We start from the raw sequence: 21,828 nt of genomic DNA on the forward strand, positions 1-21,828 counted from the left end.
GCGTTTAAGCTTCTGCGTTTAATAAAGACAGCACAGACCAACCAAGGGCGGCCCGCATGCCGCCGACGCCGGGCCGGCGTTCTCCTCGCGGCCCGCTTCACCGACCTATGACGACACCTCAAGACATCATCCGCCGCGACGTGCTCGCGATGACGAGCTATCCGGTTCCGGACGCCACGGGCTACATCAAGCTCGACGCGATGGAAAATCCGTTCACGCTGCCGCCAGTGCTGGCCGCGCATCTTGGCGAGCACCTGGCCGGCGTCGCGCTGAACCGCTATCCGGCGCCGCGTCCGGATGCGCTGATCGAGAAGATCAAGCGCGTGATGCAAGTGCCGGCCGGCTGCGACGTGCTGCTCGGCAACGGCTCGGATGAAATCATCAGCATGGTGTCGGTCGCGTGCGCGCAGCCCGGCGCAAAGGTGCTCGCGCCGGTGCCGGGGTTCGTCATGTATCAGATGTCGGCGAAGCTGGCGAATCTCGAGTTCATCGGCGTGCCGCTGAAAGCGGACTTCACCCTCGACACCGAAGCGATGCTGGCCGCCATCGCCGAGCATCAACCGGCGATCATCTATCTGGCCTACCCGAACAACCCGACTGGCACGTTGTACGACGACGCCGACATGGAGCGCATCATCGCCGCGGCAAAAAGGAGCCTCGTGGTGATCGACGAGGCTTACCAGCCGTTCGCGCAGAAAAGCTGGCTGCCGCGCGCCGACGCGTTCGACAACGTCGTCGTGATGCGCACGGTGTCCAAGCTCGGCCTGGCCGGCATCCGTCTCGGCTATCTGGTCGGCAAACCGGCCTGGCTGACCGAATTCGACAAAGTGCGGCCGCCGTACAACACCAACGTGCTCACGCAAGCCGCCGCCGATTTCCTGCTCGACCACATCGACGTGTTCGACTCACAAGCCGCGCAATTGCGCGACGAACGGACAAAACTGGCGCACGCGGTGTCCCAATTACCGGGCGCCGAAGTGTTCCCGAGCGCGGGCAACTTCCTGCTGGTGCGCGTGCCCGACGCGTCCGTTCTGTTCGAAACGCTACTGACGGCGCGGGTTCTGATCAAAAACGTGAGTAAAATGCATGCATTGCTGGCCAATTGCGTGCGTTTGACCGTCGGTTCGCCGGAAGAAAACGCCCAATTGCTCGCTGGACTGAAACTCGTGCTGAACTGAACGGCGTGCCGAATGGCCGCGCAAGCGTTTTCCCATATTGCGGAAAAGCGCGCGTGGCCCGCCGTTTTCCCATCCCACCTACCTATCGCTTTCTAGCTAGATTCGAGGAATTACCATGCGCCTTGCGGAAGTCGTTCGCAACACCAGCGAAACGCAGATCCGTGTGAAGATCAATCTGGACGGCACCGGTCAGCAGAAGCTGGCCACCGGCGTGCCGTTTCTGGACCACATGCTCGACCAGATCGCACGGCATGGATTGTTCGACCTCGAAATCGAAGCGCATGGCGACCTGCATATCGACGACCACCACACGGTCGAAGACACCGGCATCACGCTCGGCCAGGCCGTCGCGAAAGCGATCGGCGACCGCAAGGGCATCCGCCGCTACGGTCATTCCTACGTGCCGCTCGACGAGGCGCTGTCGCGCGTCGTGATCGATTTTTCCGGCCGTCCGGGCCTCGAATTCCATGTGCCGTTCACGCGCGCGCGCATCGGCACGTTCGACGTCGATCTGTCCATCGAATTTTTCCGCGGCTTCGTGAATCATGCCGGCGTCACGCTGCATATCGACAACCTGCGCGGCCTGAACGCTCACCATCAGATGGAAACGGTGTTCAAGGCGTTCGGGCGTGCGTTGCGCATGGCCACCGAACTGGACGAACGCGCGGCGGGACAGATTCCGTCGACCAAGGGCAGCCTTTAAGCGCTCATTAGCCGGCTTGTTGGCTGGCTCATTGGCCGACTCACTTACCAGGACCGGGGCCAGCGCCGATTGCGCTCGCGCCCGGTGTGCGATGGACATTCTGAAGTCGTTTATTTCGCTGCTGGCATTGATCAACCCGGTCGGCGCTATCCCGTTCTTCATGAGCCTGACGGCGAATCAGAGCGATGCCGAGCGGCGTAGAACCATCCGGATCGCGGCGATTTCGGTGTTCTGCGTGATCGCGATCACCACGCTGCTCGGGCAGCAGGTCATCAGCTTCTTCGGTATTTCGGTCGGCTCGCTCGAAGTGGGCGGCGGGATCATCATGCTGCTCATGGCGATCAACATGCTAAACGCGCAGATCGGCAACAGCCGTTCGACGCCGGAAGAGCGCCATGAAGCCGAGCAGAAGGACAACATCGCGGTCGTGCCGCTGGCGATTCCGCTGTTGACCGGTCCGGGCGCGATCAGCACCACGATCATCTACGCGGCCGGATCGGCGCATTGGTACGACCGGATCAGCCTCGTCGCGATCGGCGCGGTGTTGGCGGCGATCTGCTTTTTTTCGCTGCGCCTTGCCGAACCGATTGCGCGTTGGGTTGGTCGCACGGGTATCAACATCGGAACGCGGCTCATGGGTTTGATGTTATCGGCGCTGGCGGTGGAATTCATCGTCGACGGATTGAAGGCATTGCTGCCTAACTTGAAATGAAAACTTCGATAGCGATTGTGGATTACGGAATGGGCAACCTGCGTTCGGTGGCCCAGGCACTGCGCAAAGCCGCGCCGGAAGCGGACGTGGCGATCGTCGACCAGCCGGAGGCGATTCGCGCGGCCGACCGCGTCGTGCTGCCCGGCCAGGGCGCGATGCCCGACTGCATGCGCAGTCTGGCCGAGTCCGGCCTGCAGGAAGCGGTGATTGAAGCGTCGCGCAGCAAGCCGCTGATGGGCGTATGCGTCGGCGAGCAGATGCTGTTCGACTGGAGTGCGGAGGGCGGCACGCCCGGCTTGGGCCTGCTGCCCGGCAAAGTGTTGCGCTTCGACCTTGAAGGCCAGGTGCAGGACGACGGTTCGCGCTTCAAAGTCCCGCAAATGGGCTGGAACCGCGTGCGTCAGGCGCAGCCGCATCCGCTGTGGGACGGCGTCGCGGACAACGCGTTCTTCTATTTCGTGCACAGCTATTACGTGGTGCCGGACAATGCCGCCCATACTTCGGGCGAAACGGTGTACGGTGTGCCCTTTACCTCGGCGGTGGCGCGGGATAACATCTTCGCGACCCAATTCCACCCGGAAAAGAGCGCTGAAGCGGGGCTGCGCGTGTATCGCAACTTCGTGCACTGGAACCCGTGAGCGCCTTTCTTCATCCTGTTGCCGTGCGCCGTTCCGCCACAAGCGGAACGTGTGCCGCGCGCCGCAATCGCAACATCACGATTTCGCTGCCCCACGACGCTGTGCAAGGGCGTCGAAAGAGTTGTACTAAACTAGCGAAACGGCGTCCGGGCGGGCTGAGCTACCAGCCACTGCCGCCGACCTTCAACCCCTTCCCAGACAACACCCGATTGCTATGCTGCTGATTCCCGCCATCGACCTGAAAGACGGTCAGTGTGTACGCCTCAAACAGGGCGATATGGACCAGGCGACGATATTTTCCGAGGAACCGGCGGCGATGGCCCGACATTGGGTCGATCGCGGTGCCCGGCGTCTGCACCTCGTCGACCTGAATGGCGCGTTCGCCGGCAAGCCGAAGAATGAAGACGCGATTCGCGCGATCATCGAGGAAGTCGGCGGCGAGATTCCCGTTCAACTGGGCGGCGGTATCCGCGATCTGAATACGATCGAGCGCTATCTGGACGACGGTTTGTCGTACGTGATCATCGGCACGGCGGCGGTGAAGAATCCCGGCTTCCTGCAGGATGCCTGCACGGCGTTCGGCGGCCATATAATCGTCGGGCTGGATGCGAAAGACGGCAAGGTCGCCACCGACGGCTGGAGCAAGCTGACCGGCCACGAAGTGGCCGATCTCGCGCGCAAGTTCGAGGACTACGGCTGCGAGTCGATCATCTATACCGACATCGGCCGTGACGGCATGCTTCAGGGCATCAACATCGAAGCGACGGTGCGTCTCGCGCGCGCGGTGAAGATTCCGGTAATCGCGAGCGGCGGCTTGTCGAACCTCGCGGACATCGAATCGCTGTGCGAAGTCGAAGACGAAGGCATCGAAGGCGTGATCTGCGGCCGGGCGATTTACTCGGGCGATCTCGACTTCGCGGCGGCGCAAACCCTCGCGGACCGGCTGCGCGAATCGGACGACGCTTAAGGCTGGGAAGGCGAGGCGCCCGCGTCTCGTGCTTCCTCGTGTTTCGGCGTCGCGGTGAACGAATCACCGGCGCTGGAGCAGCGCGGCCATGCACCGGCATAGCGTTTCAAGCCGCCTGCGTGCGACTCACCGGCGGCGCGACTGGCCGCGCCGACCTTGCGCCGCTTGCCCCAGGCGAGCGGCCTCATCAGCGGTATTGGCAGAATTGCAAGATCATGGCTCTAGCTAAACGCATCATCCCCTGTCTCGACGTCACGGCTGGCCGCGTGGTCAAGGGCGTCAACTTCGTCGAACTGCGCGATGCGGGCGACCCGGTCGAAATCGCCCGCCGTTACGACGATCAGGGCGCCGACGAACTCACCTTCCTCGACATCACCGCGACCTCGGATCAGCGCGATCTGATCCTGCCGATCATCGAAGCGGTCGCCTCGCAAGTGTTCATTCCGCTGACGGTCGGCGGCGGCGTGCGCGCCGTCGAAGACGTGCGGCGCCTGCTGAACGCGGGCGCGGACAAGATCAGCATGAACTCGTCGGCGGTGGCGAATCCGCAGCTCGTGAAGGACGCGACGGACAAATACGGCTCGCAGTGCATCGTCGTCGCGATCGACGCAAAGCGCGTCTCCGCGGACGGCGAGGTGCCGCGCTGGGAAGTCTTCACGCACGGCGGGCGCAAGGCCACCGGGTTGGAGGCGGTCGAATGGGCGCGCAAGATGGCCGAACTCGGCGCCGGCGAAATCCTGCTCACCAGCATGGACCGCGACGGCACCAAGAGCGGCTTCGACCTCGCGCTCACGCGCGCGGTGTCCGACGCCGTGCCGATTCCGGTGATTGCCTCGGGCGGCGTGGGCAACCTGCAGCATCTGGCCGACGGCATCAAGAGCGGCCACGCGGACGCAGTGCTCGCCGCGAGCATCTTCCACTACGGCGAACACACCGTGGGCGAGGCCAAGCGCTTCATGGCCGATCAGGGCATTTCGGTGAGGTTGTGACGTGGTGAATCCCTCGGCAGTCAATTGGCTCGACAAGGTCAAGTGGGACGCGAACGGCCTCGTGCCGGTGATCGCGCAGGAAGCGTCGACGAACGACGTGCTGATGTTCGCGTGGATGAACCGCGAAGCGCTGGTGAAGACCATCGAAACGAACCGCGCGGTGTATTTCTCGCGCTCGCGTCAGCGCCTGTGGTTCAAGGGCGAAGAGTCCGGCCACGTGCAGCATGTGCACGAAGTACGGCTCGATTGCGACGAAGACGTCGTGCTGCTGAAAGTGGAGCAGGTGTCGGGCATTGCCTGCCACACCGGCCGCCACTCGTGCTTTTTCCAGAAATTCGAAGGCGCGGTGGACGATGGCGACTGGGTCGCCGTCGATCCCGTGCTGAAAGACCCCGAACACATCTACAAATGACGCAATCCACGCAAACCACGCCCGCCGACCCCGCGACCACGAATGACACGCTGCTGCGCCTCGCGGCGATCATCGACAGCCGCAAGGGTGGCGATCCGGACGTTTCGTACGTGTCGCGCCTGTTCCACAAGGGCGACGACGCGGTGCTGAAGAAGATCGGCGAAGAAGCCACCGAAGTCGTGCTGGCTGCCAAGGACGCACGCCACGGCGGTGCGCCGAAGGCGCTGGTCGGCGAAGTCGCGGACCTGTGGTTTCATTGCCTCGTGATGCTGTCGCACTTCGATCTGAGCCCGGCGGACGTGCTCGCCGAACTGGAACGCCGCGAAGGCATGTCGGGTATCGAGGAAAAGGCCTTGCGCAAAAGCCGCGACCGCGAGCAGAACGGCGACTGATCGCCGCGGATCGGTTTTTCTCATCTTGAAGTGGCGAGCACCGGCGCCCACATTGCACTGAACGCATCTGATCGCATCCTTGGGAGGACGCAAGCATGGAACAGTCGCACGAGAGCTATCCGCCGCCGGTCTATCGCAATGCTATCGAGCCAGAGCGCGAGCGCAGCCTGCGCACGCTCACCCACGTTCTGTACGCGCTGTATGCGGTCCACTGGCTGACGGGCGGCCTGACGATTCTGATCGCGATCATCATCAACTACGTGAAGCGGCCCGACGTGGTGGGCACGCCGTACGAAGCCCATTTCGAGTGGCAGATCCGCTCCTTCTGGATGGCCTTGCTGGGTTACGCGATCGGCGGCGTGCTGCTGTTCGTGGTGATCGGCATTCCGGTCCTGTGGGCCGTGAGCATCTGGATGTTGTACCGTATTATCAAAGGCTGGCTGTATCTGTACGATAACAAGCCGCTCGCGAATCCGCGTGGCTGGTTCTGAGTTTCGTCCGACAGTTGCCGGGCCTGACATGAACCGCGCCGCGTACGCTTCGCGCTTCAGCCATACTGTCTCAGGAATACGATGAGCCACGACCCGAACTGCCTTTTCTGCAAAATCGCCGCCGGCGCGATCCCGTCGACCAAAGTCCACGAAGACGACGAATTCGTCGCCTTTCGCGACATTCGGCCGGCCGCCGAGACGCATGTGCTGGTCATTCCGCGCAAGCACATCGCCACGCTGTCGAACTGCACCGAAGGCGATGCTCCGCTGCTTGGTAGAATGCTGGTTTTGGCGGCACGTCTGGCCGATCAACTGGGCGTGGCGTACACCGGCGGCGAAACGGGTTTTCGCACGGTAATCAATACCGGGCCGGGCGGCGGGCAAGAGGTGTATCACCTGCACGCACACATTCTCGCGGGGCCGCGCCCCTGGCAGCGCATGGGCTGACGCGGCAGCGCCGCGAGTTTTGGTCACGCACAATACCGCGGCCGTTGTTTTTGCCGCATTGTAACGACGCCGACGCGATCGTCTGGTCACAATGACATACCGTGTCGCGGGTTGAATCGGAAGGGCTCGCGGTAATGTTTTAGATGAAGCGTACGCGCTTCGATTCATGCCGCAAGGCGTACGAGTTTCGCCGCACTACGGTGCGGTGTCGGGTTAAGGAGAGTAGTCATGGGTTCGTTGAGTATTTGGCATTGGTTGATCGTGTTGTTGATCGTGGCGCTCGTGTTCGGCACGAAGAAGCTGCGCAATATCGGCACCGATCTGGGTGGCGCGGTGAAGGGCTTCAAGGAAGGCATGAAGGAAGCCGAAACGCCTGGCGGCGAAGCGCAGCAGCGCGAACTGCCGCGCAACGGCGCCGTGGATGTGGAAGCGAAGGAAAAGACGCCGCGTTCGGGCGATTACCGCTAAGCCGCGGCTCAACCGCGTTACTGACGGACATTCCACTTCATGCTGGACCTCGGTCTAACCAAGATGGCGCTGATCGGCGTCGTCGCGCTGGTCGTACTCGGGCCTGAGCGCCTGCCACGCGTCGCCCGCACGGCCGGCGCGTTGTTCGGCCGCGCGCAGCGGTATATCAACGACGTGAAGGCCGAAGTCACACGCGAAATCGAGCTCGACGAATTGCGTCGCATGAAAAGCGAGTTCGAAGCGGCCGCGACCAACGTCGAAACCTCCGTTAAGGACAATCTGCGCAAGCACGAGACCGAACTGAACGACGCGTGGAACAGCGGCACGTCAGTGTCGCCGAGCATTGCCGGCGGCGCGCTCGAAGACGTCGGCAATGCAGGCAACACCTCGTGGCCGGGCAGCACGCCGGCCGCAGCGTCCAAACGCAAGAACTGGCGCGTCAAGCAGACGGCCATGCCCACCTGGTACAAGCGCGCGACTACGCGCCGCACGCGTGTGCAGTCGGGTGCGGCGCGCGTGGCGCGGCATACGCCGGCCAGCATGCGTCGTCCGACGCGGTTCTTCTGATGATCAGAACGACAATCTCTAACCGAGGGCCGGTGTGAGCGACCCCCAGCATACCCAGGACGAAGGCACTGAAGAGACCTTCATTTCCCACCTCGTTGAATTGCGCGACCGTATCATTCGCGCCGGCCTTGCCGTCGTCGTGGTGTTCGTCGGGCTCGTGTACTGGGCGCCGGATATTTTCCGGTTGCTGGCGCGGCCCTTGATGCAGAACCTGCCGAAGGACGGCAAGATGATCGTCACCGACGTCACCGGCTCGTTCTTCGTGCCGATGAAGGTGACCATGCTGGTCGCCTTCGTGATCGCGCTGCCGATCGTGCTGTATCAGATCTGGGCATTCGTCGCGCCGGGTCTTTATCAGCACGAGAAGAAGCTGGTCGGGCCGCTGGTGGGCAGCAGCTACACGCTGTTCCTGTGCGGCATGGCGTTCGCGTACTTCGTGGTGTTCCCGACTATCTTCCGCGTGATGGCGCACTACAACGCGCCGCTCGGCGCGGAGATGACCACGGACATCGACAATTACCTGAGCTTCGTGCTGACCATGTTCATCGCGTTCGGCGTGACGTTCGAAGTACCGATTGTCGTGGTGCTGCTGGTGCGCATGAACGTGGTGACGCTCAAGAAGCTCAAGGAGATTCGTCCGTATGTGATCGTCGGCGCGTTTGTTATCTCGGCCGTGGTCACGCCGCCGGACGTGTTCTCGCAGCTGATTCTGGCGATCCCTCTGATCGTGCTGTACGAGGCGGGGATCATCGCGGCGCGGTTGATCGTCGGCAAGCAGCCAGTGGTGATTGAAGACGCGAGCCCGTCGGAATGATGGCGTAGCGCCTAGGCCACTCACGCAAAGCAAAAAGGGCAGTCCGTGATGGACTGCCCTTTTTGCTTGATGCGCGGCGCGTTGCTTGCGCTTGCTGTTGCCGCTGAGGCATTGCTGTCGCTGAGGCGTTGCCGTCGCGATTGCGTTCTTCGCCCTTTGCTACGTCAGCCGCCGTCGTCGTCCTGATCGCCGCCACCGCCACCACCGTTGTCCTCGGCCGGTTGCTTTGGCGGAGGCGGGCGTTTGCCGATGGTGACGTCCAGATCCATCTCGCGGCTCTTACGCACGAGATGCACCTTCGCGGCCGTGCCCGGCTTGATCTGCGCGATCACATTCAGCAGACGCGTGGTGTCGGTGATTTCCTGACCGTTCACGCTCATCAAAATGTCGCCCGGCTTGATGCCCGCGCGGTCCGCGGGACCGTTCTTCAGCACGCCAGCGACAATCGCGCCTGACTTCTGATCCAGCCCGAACGATTCGGCGATCTCCGGCGTGACGTCCTGCGGTTCGACGCCAATCCAGCCGCGCGTGACCGAACCCGTGGTGATGATGCTCTCGAGCACGCTGCGCGCCGTCGAGACGGGAATCGCGAAGCCGATGCCGAGCGAGCCGCCCGAGCGCGAATAGATCGCGGTGTTGATGCCGAGCAGGTTGCCGTTTACGTCGACCAGCGCACCACCCGAGTTGCCCGGGTTGATGGCCGCGTCGGTCTGAATGAAGTTTTCGAACGTGTTGATGCCCAGGTGATTACGCCCAAGCGCGCTGACAATGCCCATGGTCACCGTCTGGCCGACGCCGAAAGGATTGCCGATGGCGAGCACGACGTCGCCCACGCGCGTCTGGTCCATGCGGCCGAGCGTGATGGTGGGCAGGTTGGTCATGTTGACCTTGAGCACGGCCAGATCCGTTTCCGGATCGACGCCGATTACCTTCGCATTCGTCGTGCGGCCGTCGGCCAGCGCGATTTCGATCTGATCGGCGCCGTCCACGACGTGCTGGTTCGTTAGAATGTAACCTTCCGAACTCACTATCACGCCGGAGCCCAGATTGGACGCGGGCTGTTCCTGCTGCTTGCGGTTCTTGTCGCCGAAGAAGTAGCGGAACAGCGGATCTTTCGCGCGCGGGTCGGGTGGCAGTGAGCCATCCTTGCTGGAGAACACATTGACGACCGCGGGCATGGCCTTTTGCGCGGCGTCCGCGTACGACGCCTGAGCTGGGCCGCTGCCGATGCCTGGCGCTACTTCCCGCAGGGCGACGATCGGTTCGGCGAGTTGCTTGCCGAATTGCCCTTGACGCTGGAGCCACTGCGGTTTGAGGGTCGCAATGATGAACATTAGCGCCAACAGCACGGTCACCGCTTGGGCAAAGAACAGCCAAAAGCGTCTAAGCATCTGAAGACTAGAGGTTTATATGGATCGGATCGAACTTGAATTGTACTTGAACAATCTCCTTGAAACCGCGCGCTTCAAGGACTATTGCCCCAATGGACTGCAGGTCGAAGGGCGTCGCAAGATCAATAAGCTCGCGACCGGTGTGACCGCTTCGGCGGCCTTCCTGGAGGCCGCGCTCGACTGGGGCGCGGACGCCGTGCTGGTCCATCACGGCTATTTCTGGCGCAACGAAGCGCCGCAGATCACCGGCCGCAAACACGCACGGCTGAAGCTGCTGATCGCCAACGACCTGAACCTGTTCGCCTATCACCTGCCGCTCGACGACCATCCCGAGTTCGGCAACAACGCGCAGATTGGCGCGAAGATGGGCTGGATCAGCGACGCTCGCTTCGGCGAGAACGACCTCGGCTGGCTCGCCACGTTTCCCATGCCGATCACGCTCGCGCACTTCACCGCACAAGTCGAGCAGACGCTCGGCCGCACGCCGCTCGTGTTCGGCGACGCGGACCGCGAACTGCGCCGCGTAGGCTGGTGCACGGGCGCCGCGCAAGGCATGTTCGACGCGGCCATCAACGCGGGCGCCGACGTTTATCTGACCGGCGAAGTGTCGGAGTCGGTGATGCACACATCGGCGGAAAGCGGCGTGGCTTTTCTCGCTGCCGGCCACCATGCCACCGAGCGCTTCGGCGTGCAGGCGGTGGGCAAGCATCTGTCCGAGCAGTTCGATATCGAGCACCTCTTTATCGATATCCCCAATCCCGTTTGAATCGCCAGATCGACCTAAAACGCATTAGCGAAGAAAAAGGCACGAATAACGGAGAGGGCACTTAAAAGGAGATGCAAAAAGGTTTGCGATTCGTACGGAGAAACCCTGATTTATCAAAGGCTTCGCACGGTTTTTGGCAATCGGCCCTTGTAAATGGCGACTCCATTCGCGCAAACTAGCGGCGGTAGAAGAGACGTGAAGGAAAAATCCAACTCAGAAGTGGGGCGTGTGATGCGAGACAAGGAAGATGAACGCGTCGACGGCAGCCGCCGTACCTGGCTGATAGCGACGACCGTAGCAGGTGGCATAGGAGGCGTTGCCACTGTCGTACCCTTTGTTAGTTCGTTTGCACCATCTGAAAAGGCCAAGGCAGCAGGTGCCCCGGTCGAAGTCGATATCAGTGATCTCAAGCCCGGCGACATGAAGACCGTTGCCTGGCGTGGTAAGCCGGTGTGGATCATCAACCGCACCGACAGAATGCTCGCCGATGTCCAGAAAGCCGATAACGAAGTAGCGGATCCCCACACCAAGAATCCTTTTTCGATGCCGTTGCCGGAGTACTGCAACAACGAGTTCCGTTCACGCACCGACCACAAGAACCTTTTCGTCGCCGTCGCCGTGTGCACCCATCTGGGCTGTACGCCGACGCCGCGCTTCCAGGAGGGCGCGCAGCCCAATCTTCCAGACGACTGGCCAGGCGGCTTCCTGTGCCCTTGCCACGGCTCGACCTATGACATGGCCGGCCGCGTCTTCAAGAACAAACCCGCGCCGCAGAACCTCGACATCCCGCCTTACATGTTCACCTCGGCCACCGGCCTCGTGATCGGCAAGGACGAGAAAGGAGAAGCGTAATGGCGATCGAACACGAAGTAGAGACGACCGGGCTGGTCGGCTGGATCGACCGGCGCTTTCCACTGACTTCCACCTGGAAGAAGCACGTTTCCGAGTACTACGCGCCGAAGAACTTCAACTTCTGGTACTTCTTCGGTTCGCTCGCGCTGCTGGTGCTGGTCAACCAGATCGTCACCGGCATCTTCCTCACCATGAACTACAAGCCCGACGCGACGCTCGCGTTCTCGTCGGTCGAGTACATCATGCGCGAGGTGCCGTGGGGCTGGCTGATCCGCTATATGCACTCCACGGGCGCGTCGATGTTTTTCGTCGTCGTGTATCTGCATATGTTCCGCGGGCTGATGTACGGCTCGTACCGTAAGCCGCGCGAACTGGTGTGGATTTTCGGTTGCGCGATTTTCCTGTGCCTGATGGCCGAGGCGTTTTTCGGCTATCTGCTGCCGTGGGGGCAAATGTCGTTCTGGGGCGCGCAGGTGATCGTGAATCTGTTCTCGGCGATTCCGTTCATCGGGCCGGATCTGTCGCTGTGGATTCGCGGTGACTATGTGGTTTCGGACGTCACGCTGAACCGCTTCTTCGCGTTTCACGTGATCGCGATTCCGCTGGTGCTGATCGGTCTGGTGGTCGCTCACCTGGTCGCGCTGCACGAAGTGGGATCGAACAATCCGGACGGCATCGAGATCAAGGCGAAGAAGGACCCGGACGGCATTCCGCTCGACGGCATTCCGTTCCACCCGTACTACTCGGTGCACGATTTCATGGGCGTGACGGTGTTCCTGCTGATCTTCGCGGCGATCATCTTCTTCGCGCCAGAGATGGGCGGCTACTTCCTCGAAGCGAACAACTTCGTGCCGGCCAACCCGCTGCAGACGCCGCCTGAAATCGCGCCGGTGTGGTACTTCACGGCGTTCTACGCGATGCTGCGCGCCACCACCGATCCATTCAAGATCGTCCTGATGGTCGTGATCGGGCTGCTCGGCCTGCTCGCGCTCGTGCGCGCGCGCGGCAAGTGGAAGCTCGGCCTGCCGGTGCTCGCGGTGCTGGTGATTCTGGCCATGGCCTTTACCGAGTCGAAGTTCTGGGGCGTGGTGGTGATGGGCGGCGCGGTGGTGTCGCTGTTCTTCCTGCCGTGGCTCGACCGTTCGCCGGTCAAGTCGATTCGCTACCGGCCGTTTTTTCACAAGGTGTTCTACGGGATCTTCGTGGCGGTGTTCCTGACGCTGGCCTTCCTCGGCACTAAACCACCGTCGCCGGCCGCCACGTTGATCGCGCAAGTCTGTGCGCTGATCTACTTCGCGTTTTTCCTCGGTATGCCGTTCTGGACGCGGCTTGGCACGTTCAAGCAGCCGCCCGAACGGGTGCGGTTCAAGCCTCACTAATCGCGAGCCAGGAGAACACGAATGAAAAAACTGCTTACGAAGTGCGCGCTGATCGGCGCGACACTGCTCGCGGTGCTGGCCGCCCCGGCTTACGCGGACGAGAATTTTCCTCTCGACCGCGCGCCGGATAACGCGGAGAATTTCGCTTCCTTGCAGCACGGCGCGCAATTGTTTGTAAACTACTGCCTGAATTGCCACAGCGCGAACCTGATGCGCTACAACCGCCTGACCGACATCGGCATCGCGCCGAACGAAATTCAGGCGAACCTGCTGTTCACCACGGATAAAGTCGGTAACACCATGACCGTGGCGATGCGGCCGGCCGACGCGCAAGCGTGGTTCGGCGCGAGTCCGCCGGATTTGTCGGTGGAAGCGCGGGCGCGCGGCAAGGACTGGCTGTATACGTATTTGCGCACTTTTTATCGCGACAATACGCGGCCGACCGGCTGGAACAATCTGGTGTATGAAAACGTGAGCATGCCTCACGTGCTGTGGCAGCTTCAGGGGCAACGTACCGCGAAGTTCGGTGACGAAACCGACGAAAAAACTGGCGAGACGGTACACAAATTTGTCGGCTTCCAGCAGGTCACTCCGGGGACGATGTCGCCGGTAGATTATGATTCTGCTGTGGCCGACCTCGTGTCGTACCTGTCATGGATGTCCGAACCGACCCAGAAAACCCGCAAACAGCTTGGCGTGTGGGTGCTGTTGTTCCTCGGTATCCTGAGCTTTTTCGCCTGGCGATTGAACGCCGCGTACTGGAAACATATCAAATAATCACGCCGTCACCCGGCGTGGGGCCGGCGCCAGGAAAAACCTGTTGGACGGTTTTTCCGCGCGCTGGCCTTTCAGCTTTTTGAGGAAACGTAAACATGATGGTTCTGTATTCCGGCACAACTTGCCCGTTCTCCCAGCGCTGCCGGCTGGTGTTGTTCGAAAAGGGCATGGACTTCGAGATCCGCGACGTCGACCTGTTTAACAAGCCGGAAGACATCGCCGTGATGAATCCGTATGGTCAGGTGCCGATTCTCGTCGAACGGGACCTGATTCTGTACGAATCGAACATCATCAACGAGTATATCGACGAGCGCTTCCCGCACCCGCAACTGATGCCGGCCGATCCGGTTCAGCGCGCCCGCGCCCGCCTGTTCCTGCTGAACTTCGAGAAAGAACTGTTCGTGCACGTCGGCACGCTCGAAAACGAAAAGGGCAAGGCCGCCGAGAAGAATCACGAGAAGGCCCGCCTCGCGATCCGCGATCGTTTGACGCAGCTCGCGCCGATCTTCCTGAAGAACAAGTACATGCTCGGCGAAGAGTTCTCGATGCTCGACGTCGCGATCGCGCCGCTGCTGTGGCGTTTGGACCACTACGGCATCGAGCTGTCGAAGAACGCCGCACCGCTGATGAAGTACGCCGAGCGAATTTTCAGCCGCCCGGCTTATATCGAAGCGCTGACGCCGTCGGAAAAGGTGATGCGTCGTTGAGTTTGGCTTTGGGGTGAGGGCGCCGCGCGGCTGACTGAGCGCGGGCCCGCGCCCGGTAAGAGGACTGTTGATGCAAGAGATTTCCACCAAGCCTTACCTGCTGCGCGCGCTCTACGAGTGGTGCACGGATAACGGCTATACGCCGCACATCGCGGTCCGGGTCGACAATCAGACGCGCGTGCCGCGTCAGTTTGTGCGCGACAACGAAATCGTGTTGAACATCAGCTTCGAGGCGACCAGCCAATTGCAGATGGGCAACGAGTGGATCGAGTTCAGCGCGCGTTTCTCCGGCAAGTCGCACAAGATCGAGGTGCCGATCGCCAATATTCTCGCGATTTACGCGCGCGAAAACGGCCAGGGCATGGCGTTCCCGGTCGAGTCGACGGGCGGTGAAGCGCAGGATTCGGGCGCCGACGCGGAAGTGGCGGATGAGACCGAAGCGCCCGCGCCACGCGCGGTCGAAACGGCGCCGGCGACCGATGCCGCCACCGCTAAAGCCGATAGCGAGACGGACGGTCCGCAGCCTGACGACGACGGATCGAAAGGCGGCGGAAGGGCTCGCCTCAAGATCGTAAAATGAAGTAGAATCACGGCCTCATGCCGGCTTAGCTCATCAGGTAGAGCGCTTGACTTGTAATCATGAGGTGGCGGGTTCGAGTCCTGCAGCCGGCACCAGTTGTACTAAACGGGGTTTCTGTTCAGTCAGAAACCCCGTTTTTCATTGGTGCGCGCTTATCGATAAAGCGCCGTGTCCGAACCGCCGCCACGGCCCTTCAGTCCACAAAAAGAACGGCTTCATGAAGCATCGGTGAGGCGCGAAACGGTCCAAAATCACCATATCTCTTTCACCTTGTCGATTGTGGACTTTTTAGTCTACGATTTGCCGGTCGAGCCCGGAGATAAACGCGCTTCACCCGTCCCCGCCGACGAACGCGCACCGCGAACCCGGACGACAGAGGTACTATTCGGGCGTCAGTCGGCAACGCTTCCAAGTACTCCGGCGGGCAACGCCCCCGATGACGCGGCTTCTCAGCGCGTCGCTCCCGCAACACCGATCCCACCTCATATGACCAGCCCTGCAACCATCACCTGGCCCGAAGCCGACGGCCCCCGCTCCGCGCGTTGGCGCTCCGAAGCGGCCGTGCCGCCGCCCAAGCGCGTCATTGTCGCAGACGACCGCACCACCGCCGATTCCGCCTACCGGCTCGCGTGCGAAGGGACGGCCCTGCTATGGAACGGCGATTTCCAGAACGCTCGCCAACTGCTGCAAGCGGTGACGCGCCGGCTGGAGCGCAAACCTCGCAAGCACGGCGAAACGCCGATCGACGCATTCAATCTGCATCGCCAGGCGCAGTCGCAACGCGCGCGCACGCTCGGCATGATCCTGATTCCGCTCGACGCCGCGTACGCTATTCCGCTACGTCGCGCGCCGGATGTCCAACAAGCCTGCATCGAGACGTACGGAGCGTCCGCTGACGAGCCGTCCGTCGTGTCGCTGCGCGAACTGCTCGGCATGATCGGCGCGCACGAGTGGCGCAAGAAGGGTATCGAGATTCCCGCACTGGGCGACCGGATCCATCCGCACTATGGCGTGTTTTCGCCGGTGCGCGGCGAGTATGTGGATCTCGTCGCGCGCACGCCGCTGCCTTCGCTGAACAAGGCGTTCGATATCGGCACCGGTACGGGCGTGTTGTCGGCACTGCTCGCCAAACGCGGCGTGAAGAAAATTATCGCTACCGATCAGGATCCGCGCGCGCTCGCCTGTGCGCGCGAAAACCTGACGCGTATCGGCTACGACCAGCAGGTCGAGGTCGTGCAGGCCGATCTGTTTCCGGAAGGCCGCGCGCCGCTTGTGGTATGCAATCCGCCGTGGGTGCCAGCGAGGCCCGCTTCGCCGATCGAGTACGCGATCTACGATCCGGAAAGCCGCATGCTGCTTGGTTTCCTCAACGGGTTGGCGGAGCATCTGTCGCCGGGCGGAGAGGGCTGGCTGATCATGTCGGATTTCGCCGAGCATCTCGGTTTGCGCACGCGCGACTTCCTGGTCGCCGCGATCGACAAGGCGGGATTGACCGTGGTGGGTCGCGAGGACATTCGTCCGCGACACCCCAAGTCGACCGATGAAACCGATGCGCTGCATACGGCGCGCATGGCCGAAGTGACGTCGCTGTGGCGTCTGAAGGCTCAATAAGCGGTGAGATGCGCTGCTCTCGCTTTTATGCGAGGGCGACACGTCACGCCAGCGCGCCGCGCCCCTTGAACTTGCCGACATACGCCGCCGCGCCACGCCCTGCCGCGAGGCCGCTGGCAAAGCAGGCGGTGAGCAGATAGCCGCCCGTCGGCGCTTCCCAGTCGAGCATCTCGCCCGCGCAGAAGACGCCGGGCAGGCGCTCGATCATCAAGTGCTCGTCGAGGGCCTCAAAGGGAACGCCGCCTGCGGTGCTGATCGCTTCCGCGATCGGCCGGGCGCGGGTGAGACGCACGGGCAGCGCCTTGATCGCGTGCGCGAGACCATTGGCGTCGGCGAAGGCTTCTTTCGACAAAATCTCGTGCAACAAAGCCAGTTTTACCCCGCCAATTCCGATTCGTCCGTGCAGGTGACTCGACATCGAGCGTGAGCCGCGCGGTCGTGTGACTTCGGCGACGACGCGCTCTAAAGGCAAGCCCGGCGCCAGATCCAGGGCGATCGTGACATCGCCGTCGGCCAGAATCCGCTCCCGGATCACGGCCGACAAGGCATAAATCAAACTCCCTTCGAGGCCCGTTTCGGTCAGAAGTATTTCACCTTGTCGATTGTGGACTTTATTGTCTACGCCGGTGAGCGCGATGGCCACAGGCTTGACGGGTTGACCGGCGAAACGCTCGCGCAGATAGGGGCTCCAGTCCGCGTCGAAGCCGCAGTTCGCGGGCAGCAAGGGCGTCACCGGCACGTCGCGCGAGGCCATCAGCGGGACCCAGGCGGCGTCCGATCCGAGCCGCGGCCAGCTTGCGCCGCCCAGCGCGAACACCACGGCATCGAAGGTTGCGGTTCGTTCGCCGTCGGGCGTCGCGAAACGGAGCGTATGCGTCGCGGCGTCGCCGGCTTCGGTGTCCCAACCGGTCCACTTGTGGCGCATGTGAAAGCGCACGCCCGTCTCGCGCAGTCGATGGAGCCACGCACGCAGCATCGGCGCGGCTTTCATGTCGGTCGGAAAAACGCGCCCCGAACTGCCGACGAACGTCTCCACGCCGAGCGCATGCAACCACGCGCGCAGGGCGTCGGGATCGAAGGCTTGCACGAGCGGTGCGATCTGTTCGCGGCGCGCGCCGTAGCGGCCGAGGAACGGCTTGAGCGGCTCCGAATGCGTGATGTTCATGCCGCCCTTGCCCGCCATCAGAAATTTGCGGCCGACCGACGGCATGGCGTCATAGACGTCGACCTGCACGCCTTGCTGAGCGAGCGCCTCGGCGGCCATCAGGCCGGCGGGGCCGCCGCCGATCACGGCGACGCGGGCGGAATCGAATGAGGATGACATGCGGGCCTGCGGATGAACGGAAGAGGCGGCGCGCCGACGGTTCGGATGAGCCGGCGGCGCGAAGGGCGCTATTTTCACACCACGGGCAGCGCAGGGCAAACGCGCGGCCGGCCCAGCAGGCCGAAAAAGGCTGGGTTGAGGCGGTCCTGCATCCGCCTGATTCACGTCGGCGACTTTGTTATCGACCGGCGCGACCTATACTTTTCAGACACCTTCCATCGGACGCTGTGCGCGTCTTCCTCGCGTCAAATCAACTCGCCGCCCTCCCTGCCACGGCGCTATCCGCGCGATCGGAGCCGCCGTGTCACGGCCGGCGATGTGGTCCGCGCGTCTGCTGCCTGCGTGGATGTCTGAACGTCGTCTGGATCAAGGAGACTGCCATGTCCCGCAAATACATCGATTGCCGTGAGTTTCCGAGCGAAATGAACTGCACCGTCGCCCTGTCTGCCGACAGCGAGAGCGAATTGCTCGACGCCGCCGTGCAGCATGCGGTCGCTGTGCACAAACATACGGATTCGCCGGAATTGCGCTCGCAACTCAAGACGCTCTTTCACGACGGCACGCCACCGGTCGAGGCGCCGCGCGCGTGAGTTGCCGTCTTTCGGGGCGCTACAGAACGAGCGACCCGCGCGAGCGGCGCCTTGCCGCCCGCGCGGGTCGCAGCATCGTCGAACTATGTCTTAGCCGGGGTACGCCTCGTCCACCTTGAGTCCGGCGAGCTTGAAAATGACTCGCAGCGTCTGCGGTTTGATATCGCGCCGCGATGCGAGCGTAGTCATGACGAAGTCGAGCACTTTGGCGTACTTGAGCATGGTCAGGCAGGTTTCCATGTCCACGCTGCCGTCGCGCATGACTTCGGCCAGACGGAGCATTTCCGTCGAGATGTCGCGAGCCATTTCCAGTTCGAGTTGCTGCTTCTCGGACCACGCCGGGGTGGCGATGAGTTTCGCCAGCATTTCCTGAAATTTCTGTTCGACGTTTCCGTTGGGTACCGTATCCATTGCCGCCTCTTCTATTTTCCGAGCGCGCGTCCGCTTGACGTCTCGGCGCGCTGCTGGTTACGTAACGTTCGGCCCGTGTTCCGGGACCGTCCTCCCCACATGCATTCGGTTCGCGTGGTGAAAGCCACGGCCGCAGCCCGTTGTTATAGGCGGCACGGCCGGTGCCATCGGGCCCGGCCGTTACGCAAGCTGCTTTTGCGCCTTTCTGGAACCTTCCGCGAGACGCTTTTTGAGCAGGAAGTGTTCCAGTTGATGCCCTTTCTGACATGCTTCGCGCGGCTCCTTCGGTCAGCAAGCCGCACTTTGGGTAAACTGGCAGCAACTTTTCCCTTTTTCCGTCACCTGTCGCACGTTCACGTTGCAATTCTTGGCGATTTCCCCCGATGTCCAGCAAAACGCACGAAATCCGTCCGAACCAATCCGTCGAGTTGCTGAAGGAGCTTCACATCCTCACACGCGACGGCAAGATGAACCAGGACAGCCGCCGCAAGCTGAAACAGGTCTATCACCTGTTCCAGTTCATCGAGCCGCTGCTCAAAGACCTCAAGGACAAGCAGGGCGCCGTGACCCTCGTCGACCACGGCGCGGGCAAGTCCTATCTAGGTTTTATCCTGTACGACCTTTTCTTCAAGGAGTTTCAGGAAGATGCGGGCGGTGCGTCACACATATACGGCATTGAAACGCGCGAGGAGCTCGTCGCGAAGTCGGAGGAACTGGCTGACCGGCTGGATTTTACGGGCATGTCGTTTCGGAATCTGTCGGTGGCGGACTCGATCACGTCGGACCGCTTGCCGGCCCAGATCGATATTGTCACGGCGCTGCACGCCTGCAATACCGCGACCGACGACGCGCTGCGTTTCGCGCTCGAAAAGAAGGCGAAGTACATCGTGGTCGTGCCGTGCTGTCAGGCCGAGGTGGCGGGGGTGTTGCGACAGAACAAGAGCAAATCGCTCGCGAACGCCTTGACGGAGATCTGGCGGCATCCGTTGCACACGCGGGAGTTCGGGAGTCAGATCACGAACGTGCTGCGGTGTTTGCAGCTCGAAGCGCACGGATATCAGGTCAGCGTGACCGAACTGGTGGGCTGGGAGCATTCCATGAAGAATGAACTGATCATCGCCCAGTACAAGGATTTGCCGAGGCGCCGGCCGGCCGAGCGCTTGAACGAGGTGATGGAAACGCTCGGGATCGAGGAATTGAAGGAACGGTTCTTTGTTTCGGCCTGATCGCGTGCTGTTGCACAGTGGCTTGGTTTCGGGCTGCTGTGTGAATTTACCGCTTCATCAACGCATTCCAGCCGGCCAGGCCGATTCGCCGGAGCGTTTCCTGATTCCGCTCGTAAATCTCTTCCGCATCGGGAAAAGCCTGAACCGCGCGTTCGATGCTGTCCTCGCGCAGCAGATGCAAAATCGGATACGGGGCGCGATTCGTGTAGTTCTCGATATCGTCAGGGTCGCTGTCTTCAAACTGATAAAGAGGGTGAAAGCTGGCGATCTGAGCGACCCCTTCCAGCCGAAGCTGCTTGAGCATGCGCTCGGCGAAAAACAGGCAGTCGTTGTAGTCGAGAAAATCGCTGAGCGCCTGCGGCACGATTAACAGCGTCGTATCCACGGCATTCGGGTCGGTCGCGACCAGCGTCTGAAGCTCGGTTTCCAGATCGGCCAGCACACCTTCCATGTCCACGGCATCGCTGACGGCATAGCGAATCTGTCCTTTCACGTGGACTGCCTTCGCGAACGGACACAGGTTGAGGCCGATCACAGCCTCGGTCAGCCAGTGACGAGTAGCGGCAACGACGGCATCGTGGGATTCAGCGGACAACGACATGGCAGGCGGCGCGGGAGATAAAGCGCCATTTTAACGGTGCGGATGGGCATCGATTCGCGCCTCGCGCAAACAGGGCCGCAAAGCAGAAATTTCAGTCAGTCGACGACGACACCGCAGCCGCGCCGCACGCAGCGGCGATCAACTGCGCGGCGACTTTCGGCGCGGCCAGAATGGGCCCGCAACCGGGGCCGTATGTCTGGCTGGCCGCATACACGCCTTCGATCATCAAACCGAGCGCATTGGCGAGCGCTGCTGGATCATCGGCGCCCGCTGCCGTCGTCAGTTCCGTGAGCCGCGCCATCAGGCGCGCCTTGTTGTGAAACACGAACTGCCGCGCCGGATGCGCCGTGTCCGGAAACTCCACCGACACGTTCACGAAAGGGCAGCCGCGATAGTCATCGATCGACGCGCGCACCGCGAGGTCGTCGAAATATTGCTGAAGCTGCCGGGCCGGCTCGCCCGGATGTTTGGCGAAGCTCCTCTCCACGTAGCCGAAGAACTGCTCGTCCTTGCGCTCCAGATAAGCCATGACCAACTCGTCCTTCGACGAAAATTGCCGGTACAAGCTCATCTTGTTCACGCCGGCGCGCTCGACGACCGCGTCCACGCCGACGGCTCGCACACCCTCGCGATAGAACAGTTCGTCCGCCGCACGGAGCAAGTGCTGTTGCGCCTGCGGCCCGGCGGTCTGCGCGCCGCGCGTGCGCCGGGCCGCGGCCGGTTTGCGGGATTCACTGTCGGACATGGATAGCCACCTGAATTCAATTAACGCCTTGACATGTTACCGACCAGTAACTAAGATCGCAACACCTATTGTGACTGATCTGTCACAAGT

27 protein-coding genes and 1 tRNA gene are annotated in these 21,828 nt (G+C 62.0%); 23 read left to right on the forward strand and 5 right to left on the reverse strand.

All coding sequences use genetic code 11. The features are described from left to right. Positions 1 to 107: 107 nt before the first annotated feature. The 13 genes from hisC (at position 108) to tatC (ending at position 8,778) form a co-directional block, all read left to right on the forward strand. A complete protein-coding gene (gene hisC, locus PQR32_RS28885; protein WP_408235012.1) occupies positions 108 to 1,178 on the forward strand; it encodes a histidinol-phosphate transaminase in 1,071 nt (356 codons plus the stop codon). Positions 1,179 to 1,293: 115 nt separating this feature from the next. After that, entirely contained in the window at positions 1,294 to 1,881 is a 588-nt protein-coding gene (gene hisB / locus PQR32_RS28890) for an imidazoleglycerol-phosphate dehydratase HisB (protein WP_064267519.1), read from the forward strand. Between the two features lie 91 nt (positions 1,882 to 1,972). Beyond that, positions 1,973 to 2,593 (forward strand): MarC family protein, encoded by a 621-nt coding sequence (locus PQR32_RS28895; protein ID WP_408235015.1) that lies wholly within the window; start codon positions 1,973 to 1,975, stop codon positions 2,591 to 2,593. Next, entirely contained in the window at positions 2,590 to 3,231 is a 642-nt protein-coding gene (gene hisH, locus PQR32_RS28900; RefSeq protein ID WP_408235018.1) for an imidazole glycerol phosphate synthase subunit HisH, read from the forward strand. The genes PQR32_RS28895 and hisH overlap by 4 nt, the downstream gene beginning before the upstream one ends. Before the next feature lie 214 nt (positions 3,232 to 3,445). Further along, a complete protein-coding gene (hisA, locus tag PQR32_RS28905) occupies positions 3,446 to 4,198 on the forward strand; it encodes a 1-(5-phosphoribosyl)-5-[(5-phosphoribosylamino)methylideneamino]imidazole-4-carboxamide isomerase (RefSeq protein WP_042329166.1) in 753 nt (250 codons plus the stop codon). Positions 4,199 to 4,413: 215 nt separating this feature from the next. Further along, entirely contained in the window at positions 4,414 to 5,187 is a 774-nt protein-coding gene (hisF, locus tag PQR32_RS28910; RefSeq protein ID WP_408235021.1) for an imidazole glycerol phosphate synthase subunit HisF, read from the forward strand. Position 5,188: 1 nt separating this feature from the next. After that, positions 5,189 to 5,599, forward strand: coding sequence for a phosphoribosyl-AMP cyclohydrolase (gene hisI, locus PQR32_RS28915; RefSeq protein WP_408235024.1), 411 nt, complete (start codon positions 5,189 to 5,191; stop codon positions 5,597 to 5,599). Further along, positions 5,596 to 5,991, forward strand: a complete 396-nt coding sequence (locus PQR32_RS28920; RefSeq protein ID WP_408235027.1) for a phosphoribosyl-ATP diphosphatase — start codon at positions 5,596 to 5,598, stop codon at positions 5,989 to 5,991. Before hisI ends, PQR32_RS28920 begins: the two co-directional genes overlap by 4 nt. Before the next feature lie 95 nt (positions 5,992 to 6,086). After that, positions 6,087 to 6,482, forward strand: a complete 396-nt coding sequence (locus PQR32_RS28925) for a DUF4870 family protein (RefSeq protein WP_011489987.1) — start codon at positions 6,087 to 6,089, stop codon at positions 6,480 to 6,482. 81 nt (positions 6,483 to 6,563) lie between these two features. Continuing rightward, positions 6,564 to 6,929: a histidine triad nucleotide-binding protein gene (locus tag PQR32_RS28930; RefSeq protein WP_342960584.1), complete on the forward strand. Its 366-nt coding sequence runs from the start codon at positions 6,564 to 6,566 to the stop codon at positions 6,927 to 6,929. A 228-nt stretch (positions 6,930 to 7,157) separates the two neighbouring features. Further along, on the forward strand, positions 7,158 to 7,397 hold the full coding sequence (gene tatA, locus PQR32_RS28935) for a Sec-independent protein translocase subunit TatA (RefSeq protein ID WP_132376752.1): 240 nt from the start codon (positions 7,158 to 7,160) through the stop codon (positions 7,395 to 7,397). A 39-nt stretch (positions 7,398 to 7,436) separates the two neighbouring features. Then, complete coding sequence (gene tatB, locus PQR32_RS28940; RefSeq protein ID WP_408235030.1) at positions 7,437 to 7,964, forward strand: Sec-independent protein translocase protein TatB; 528 nt, start codon at positions 7,437 to 7,439, stop codon at positions 7,962 to 7,964. 34 nt (positions 7,965 to 7,998) lie between these two features. Continuing rightward, positions 7,999 to 8,778 (forward strand): twin-arginine translocase subunit TatC, encoded by a 780-nt coding sequence (tatC, locus tag PQR32_RS28945; RefSeq protein WP_408235033.1) that lies wholly within the window; start codon positions 7,999 to 8,001, stop codon positions 8,776 to 8,778. Between the two features lie 164 nt (positions 8,779 to 8,942). Here tatC and PQR32_RS28950 read toward each other — a convergent pair whose 3' ends face one another. Then, complete coding sequence (locus PQR32_RS28950; RefSeq protein WP_408235036.1) at positions 8,943 to 10,169, reverse strand: Do family serine endopeptidase; 1,227 nt, start codon at positions 10,167 to 10,169, stop codon at positions 8,943 to 8,945. Between the two features lie 19 nt (positions 10,170 to 10,188). On the opposite strand from PQR32_RS28950, the gene PQR32_RS28955 reads away from it, so the two are divergent. From PQR32_RS28955 to PQR32_RS28990, 8 genes are all read left to right on the forward strand, one after another. After that, positions 10,189 to 10,935 (forward strand): Nif3-like dinuclear metal center hexameric protein, encoded by a 747-nt coding sequence (locus tag PQR32_RS28955; protein WP_408235039.1) that lies wholly within the window; start codon positions 10,189 to 10,191, stop codon positions 10,933 to 10,935. Between the two features lie 231 nt (positions 10,936 to 11,166). Next, positions 11,167 to 11,787, forward strand: a complete 621-nt coding sequence (gene petA / locus PQR32_RS28960; protein WP_012434493.1) for a ubiquinol-cytochrome c reductase iron-sulfur subunit — start codon at positions 11,167 to 11,169, stop codon at positions 11,785 to 11,787. Continuing rightward, complete coding sequence (locus PQR32_RS28965; RefSeq protein WP_408235042.1) at positions 11,787 to 13,166, forward strand: cytochrome b; 1,380 nt, start codon at positions 11,787 to 11,789, stop codon at positions 13,164 to 13,166. The genes petA and PQR32_RS28965 overlap by 1 nt, the downstream gene beginning before the upstream one ends. A gap of 21 nt (positions 13,167 to 13,187) precedes the next feature. Further along, a complete protein-coding gene (locus PQR32_RS28970; protein ID WP_408235045.1) occupies positions 13,188 to 13,943 on the forward strand; it encodes a cytochrome c1 in 756 nt (251 codons plus the stop codon). A 95-nt stretch (positions 13,944 to 14,038) separates the two neighbouring features. Continuing rightward, positions 14,039 to 14,650 carry a glutathione S-transferase N-terminal domain-containing protein gene (locus tag PQR32_RS28975; protein WP_006052302.1) on the forward strand — a complete coding sequence of 204 codons (612 nt, stop codon included), beginning with the start codon at positions 14,039 to 14,041 and terminating at the stop codon, positions 14,648 to 14,650. Between the two features lie 70 nt (positions 14,651 to 14,720). Continuing rightward, positions 14,721 to 15,230, forward strand: a complete 510-nt coding sequence (locus PQR32_RS28980) for a ClpXP protease specificity-enhancing factor (protein ID WP_408235048.1) — start codon at positions 14,721 to 14,723, stop codon at positions 15,228 to 15,230. Positions 15,231 to 15,249: 19 nt separating this feature from the next. Beyond that, a tRNA-Thr gene (locus PQR32_RS28985) sits at positions 15,250 to 15,325 on the forward strand. Between the two features lie 391 nt (positions 15,326 to 15,716). Then, the gene (locus tag PQR32_RS28990) at positions 15,717 to 16,841 is read left to right on the forward strand and encodes a methyltransferase (protein WP_408235051.1); all 1,125 of its coding nucleotides are present in this window, start codon (positions 15,717 to 15,719) and stop codon (positions 16,839 to 16,841) included. Positions 16,842 to 16,884: 43 nt separating this feature from the next. On the opposite strand, the gene PQR32_RS28995 is transcribed toward PQR32_RS28990, so the two are convergent. Then, positions 16,885 to 18,165: a TIGR03862 family flavoprotein gene (locus PQR32_RS28995; RefSeq protein ID WP_408235054.1), complete on the reverse strand. Its 1,281-nt coding sequence runs from the start codon at positions 18,163 to 18,165 to the stop codon at positions 16,885 to 16,887. A 380-nt stretch (positions 18,166 to 18,545) separates the two neighbouring features. Between PQR32_RS28995 and PQR32_RS29000 the strand changes: the two genes are divergently transcribed. Further along, positions 18,546 to 18,755 carry a DUF1059 domain-containing protein gene (locus PQR32_RS29000; RefSeq protein ID WP_310813738.1) on the forward strand — a complete coding sequence of 70 codons (210 nt, stop codon included), beginning with the start codon at positions 18,546 to 18,548 and terminating at the stop codon, positions 18,753 to 18,755. Between the two features lie 90 nt (positions 18,756 to 18,845). Here PQR32_RS29000 and PQR32_RS29005 read toward each other — a convergent pair whose 3' ends face one another. Then, positions 18,846 to 19,166 carry a type II toxin-antitoxin system HicA family toxin gene (locus PQR32_RS29005; protein ID WP_012434486.1) on the reverse strand — a complete coding sequence of 107 codons (321 nt, stop codon included), beginning with the start codon at positions 19,164 to 19,166 and terminating at the stop codon, positions 18,846 to 18,848. 383 nt (positions 19,167 to 19,549) lie between these two features. Here PQR32_RS29005 and PQR32_RS29010 point away from each other — a divergent pair, with 383 nt between their 5' ends. Continuing rightward, the gene (locus PQR32_RS29010; protein WP_408235059.1) at positions 19,550 to 20,392 is read left to right on the forward strand and encodes a class I SAM-dependent methyltransferase; all 843 of its coding nucleotides are present in this window, start codon (positions 19,550 to 19,552) and stop codon (positions 20,390 to 20,392) included. Positions 20,393 to 20,438: 46 nt separating this feature from the next. Here the strand turns inward: PQR32_RS29010 and PQR32_RS29015 are convergent, their stop codons facing one another. Next, positions 20,439 to 20,993, reverse strand: coding sequence for a DUF1415 domain-containing protein (locus PQR32_RS29015; RefSeq protein ID WP_408235062.1), 555 nt, complete (start codon positions 20,991 to 20,993; stop codon positions 20,439 to 20,441). Between the two features lie 91 nt (positions 20,994 to 21,084). After that, a complete protein-coding gene (locus PQR32_RS29020) occupies positions 21,085 to 21,738 on the reverse strand; it encodes a TetR/AcrR family transcriptional regulator (protein ID WP_408235065.1) in 654 nt (217 codons plus the stop codon). Between the last annotated feature and the right edge of the window lie 90 nt (positions 21,739 to 21,828).

The sequence above is a fragment of the Paraburkholderia dipogonis genome (genome assembly GCF_046027395.1).
In the GTDB taxonomy this organism is placed as follows: domain Bacteria; phylum Pseudomonadota; class Gammaproteobacteria; order Burkholderiales; family Burkholderiaceae; genus Paraburkholderia; species Paraburkholderia dipogonis_A.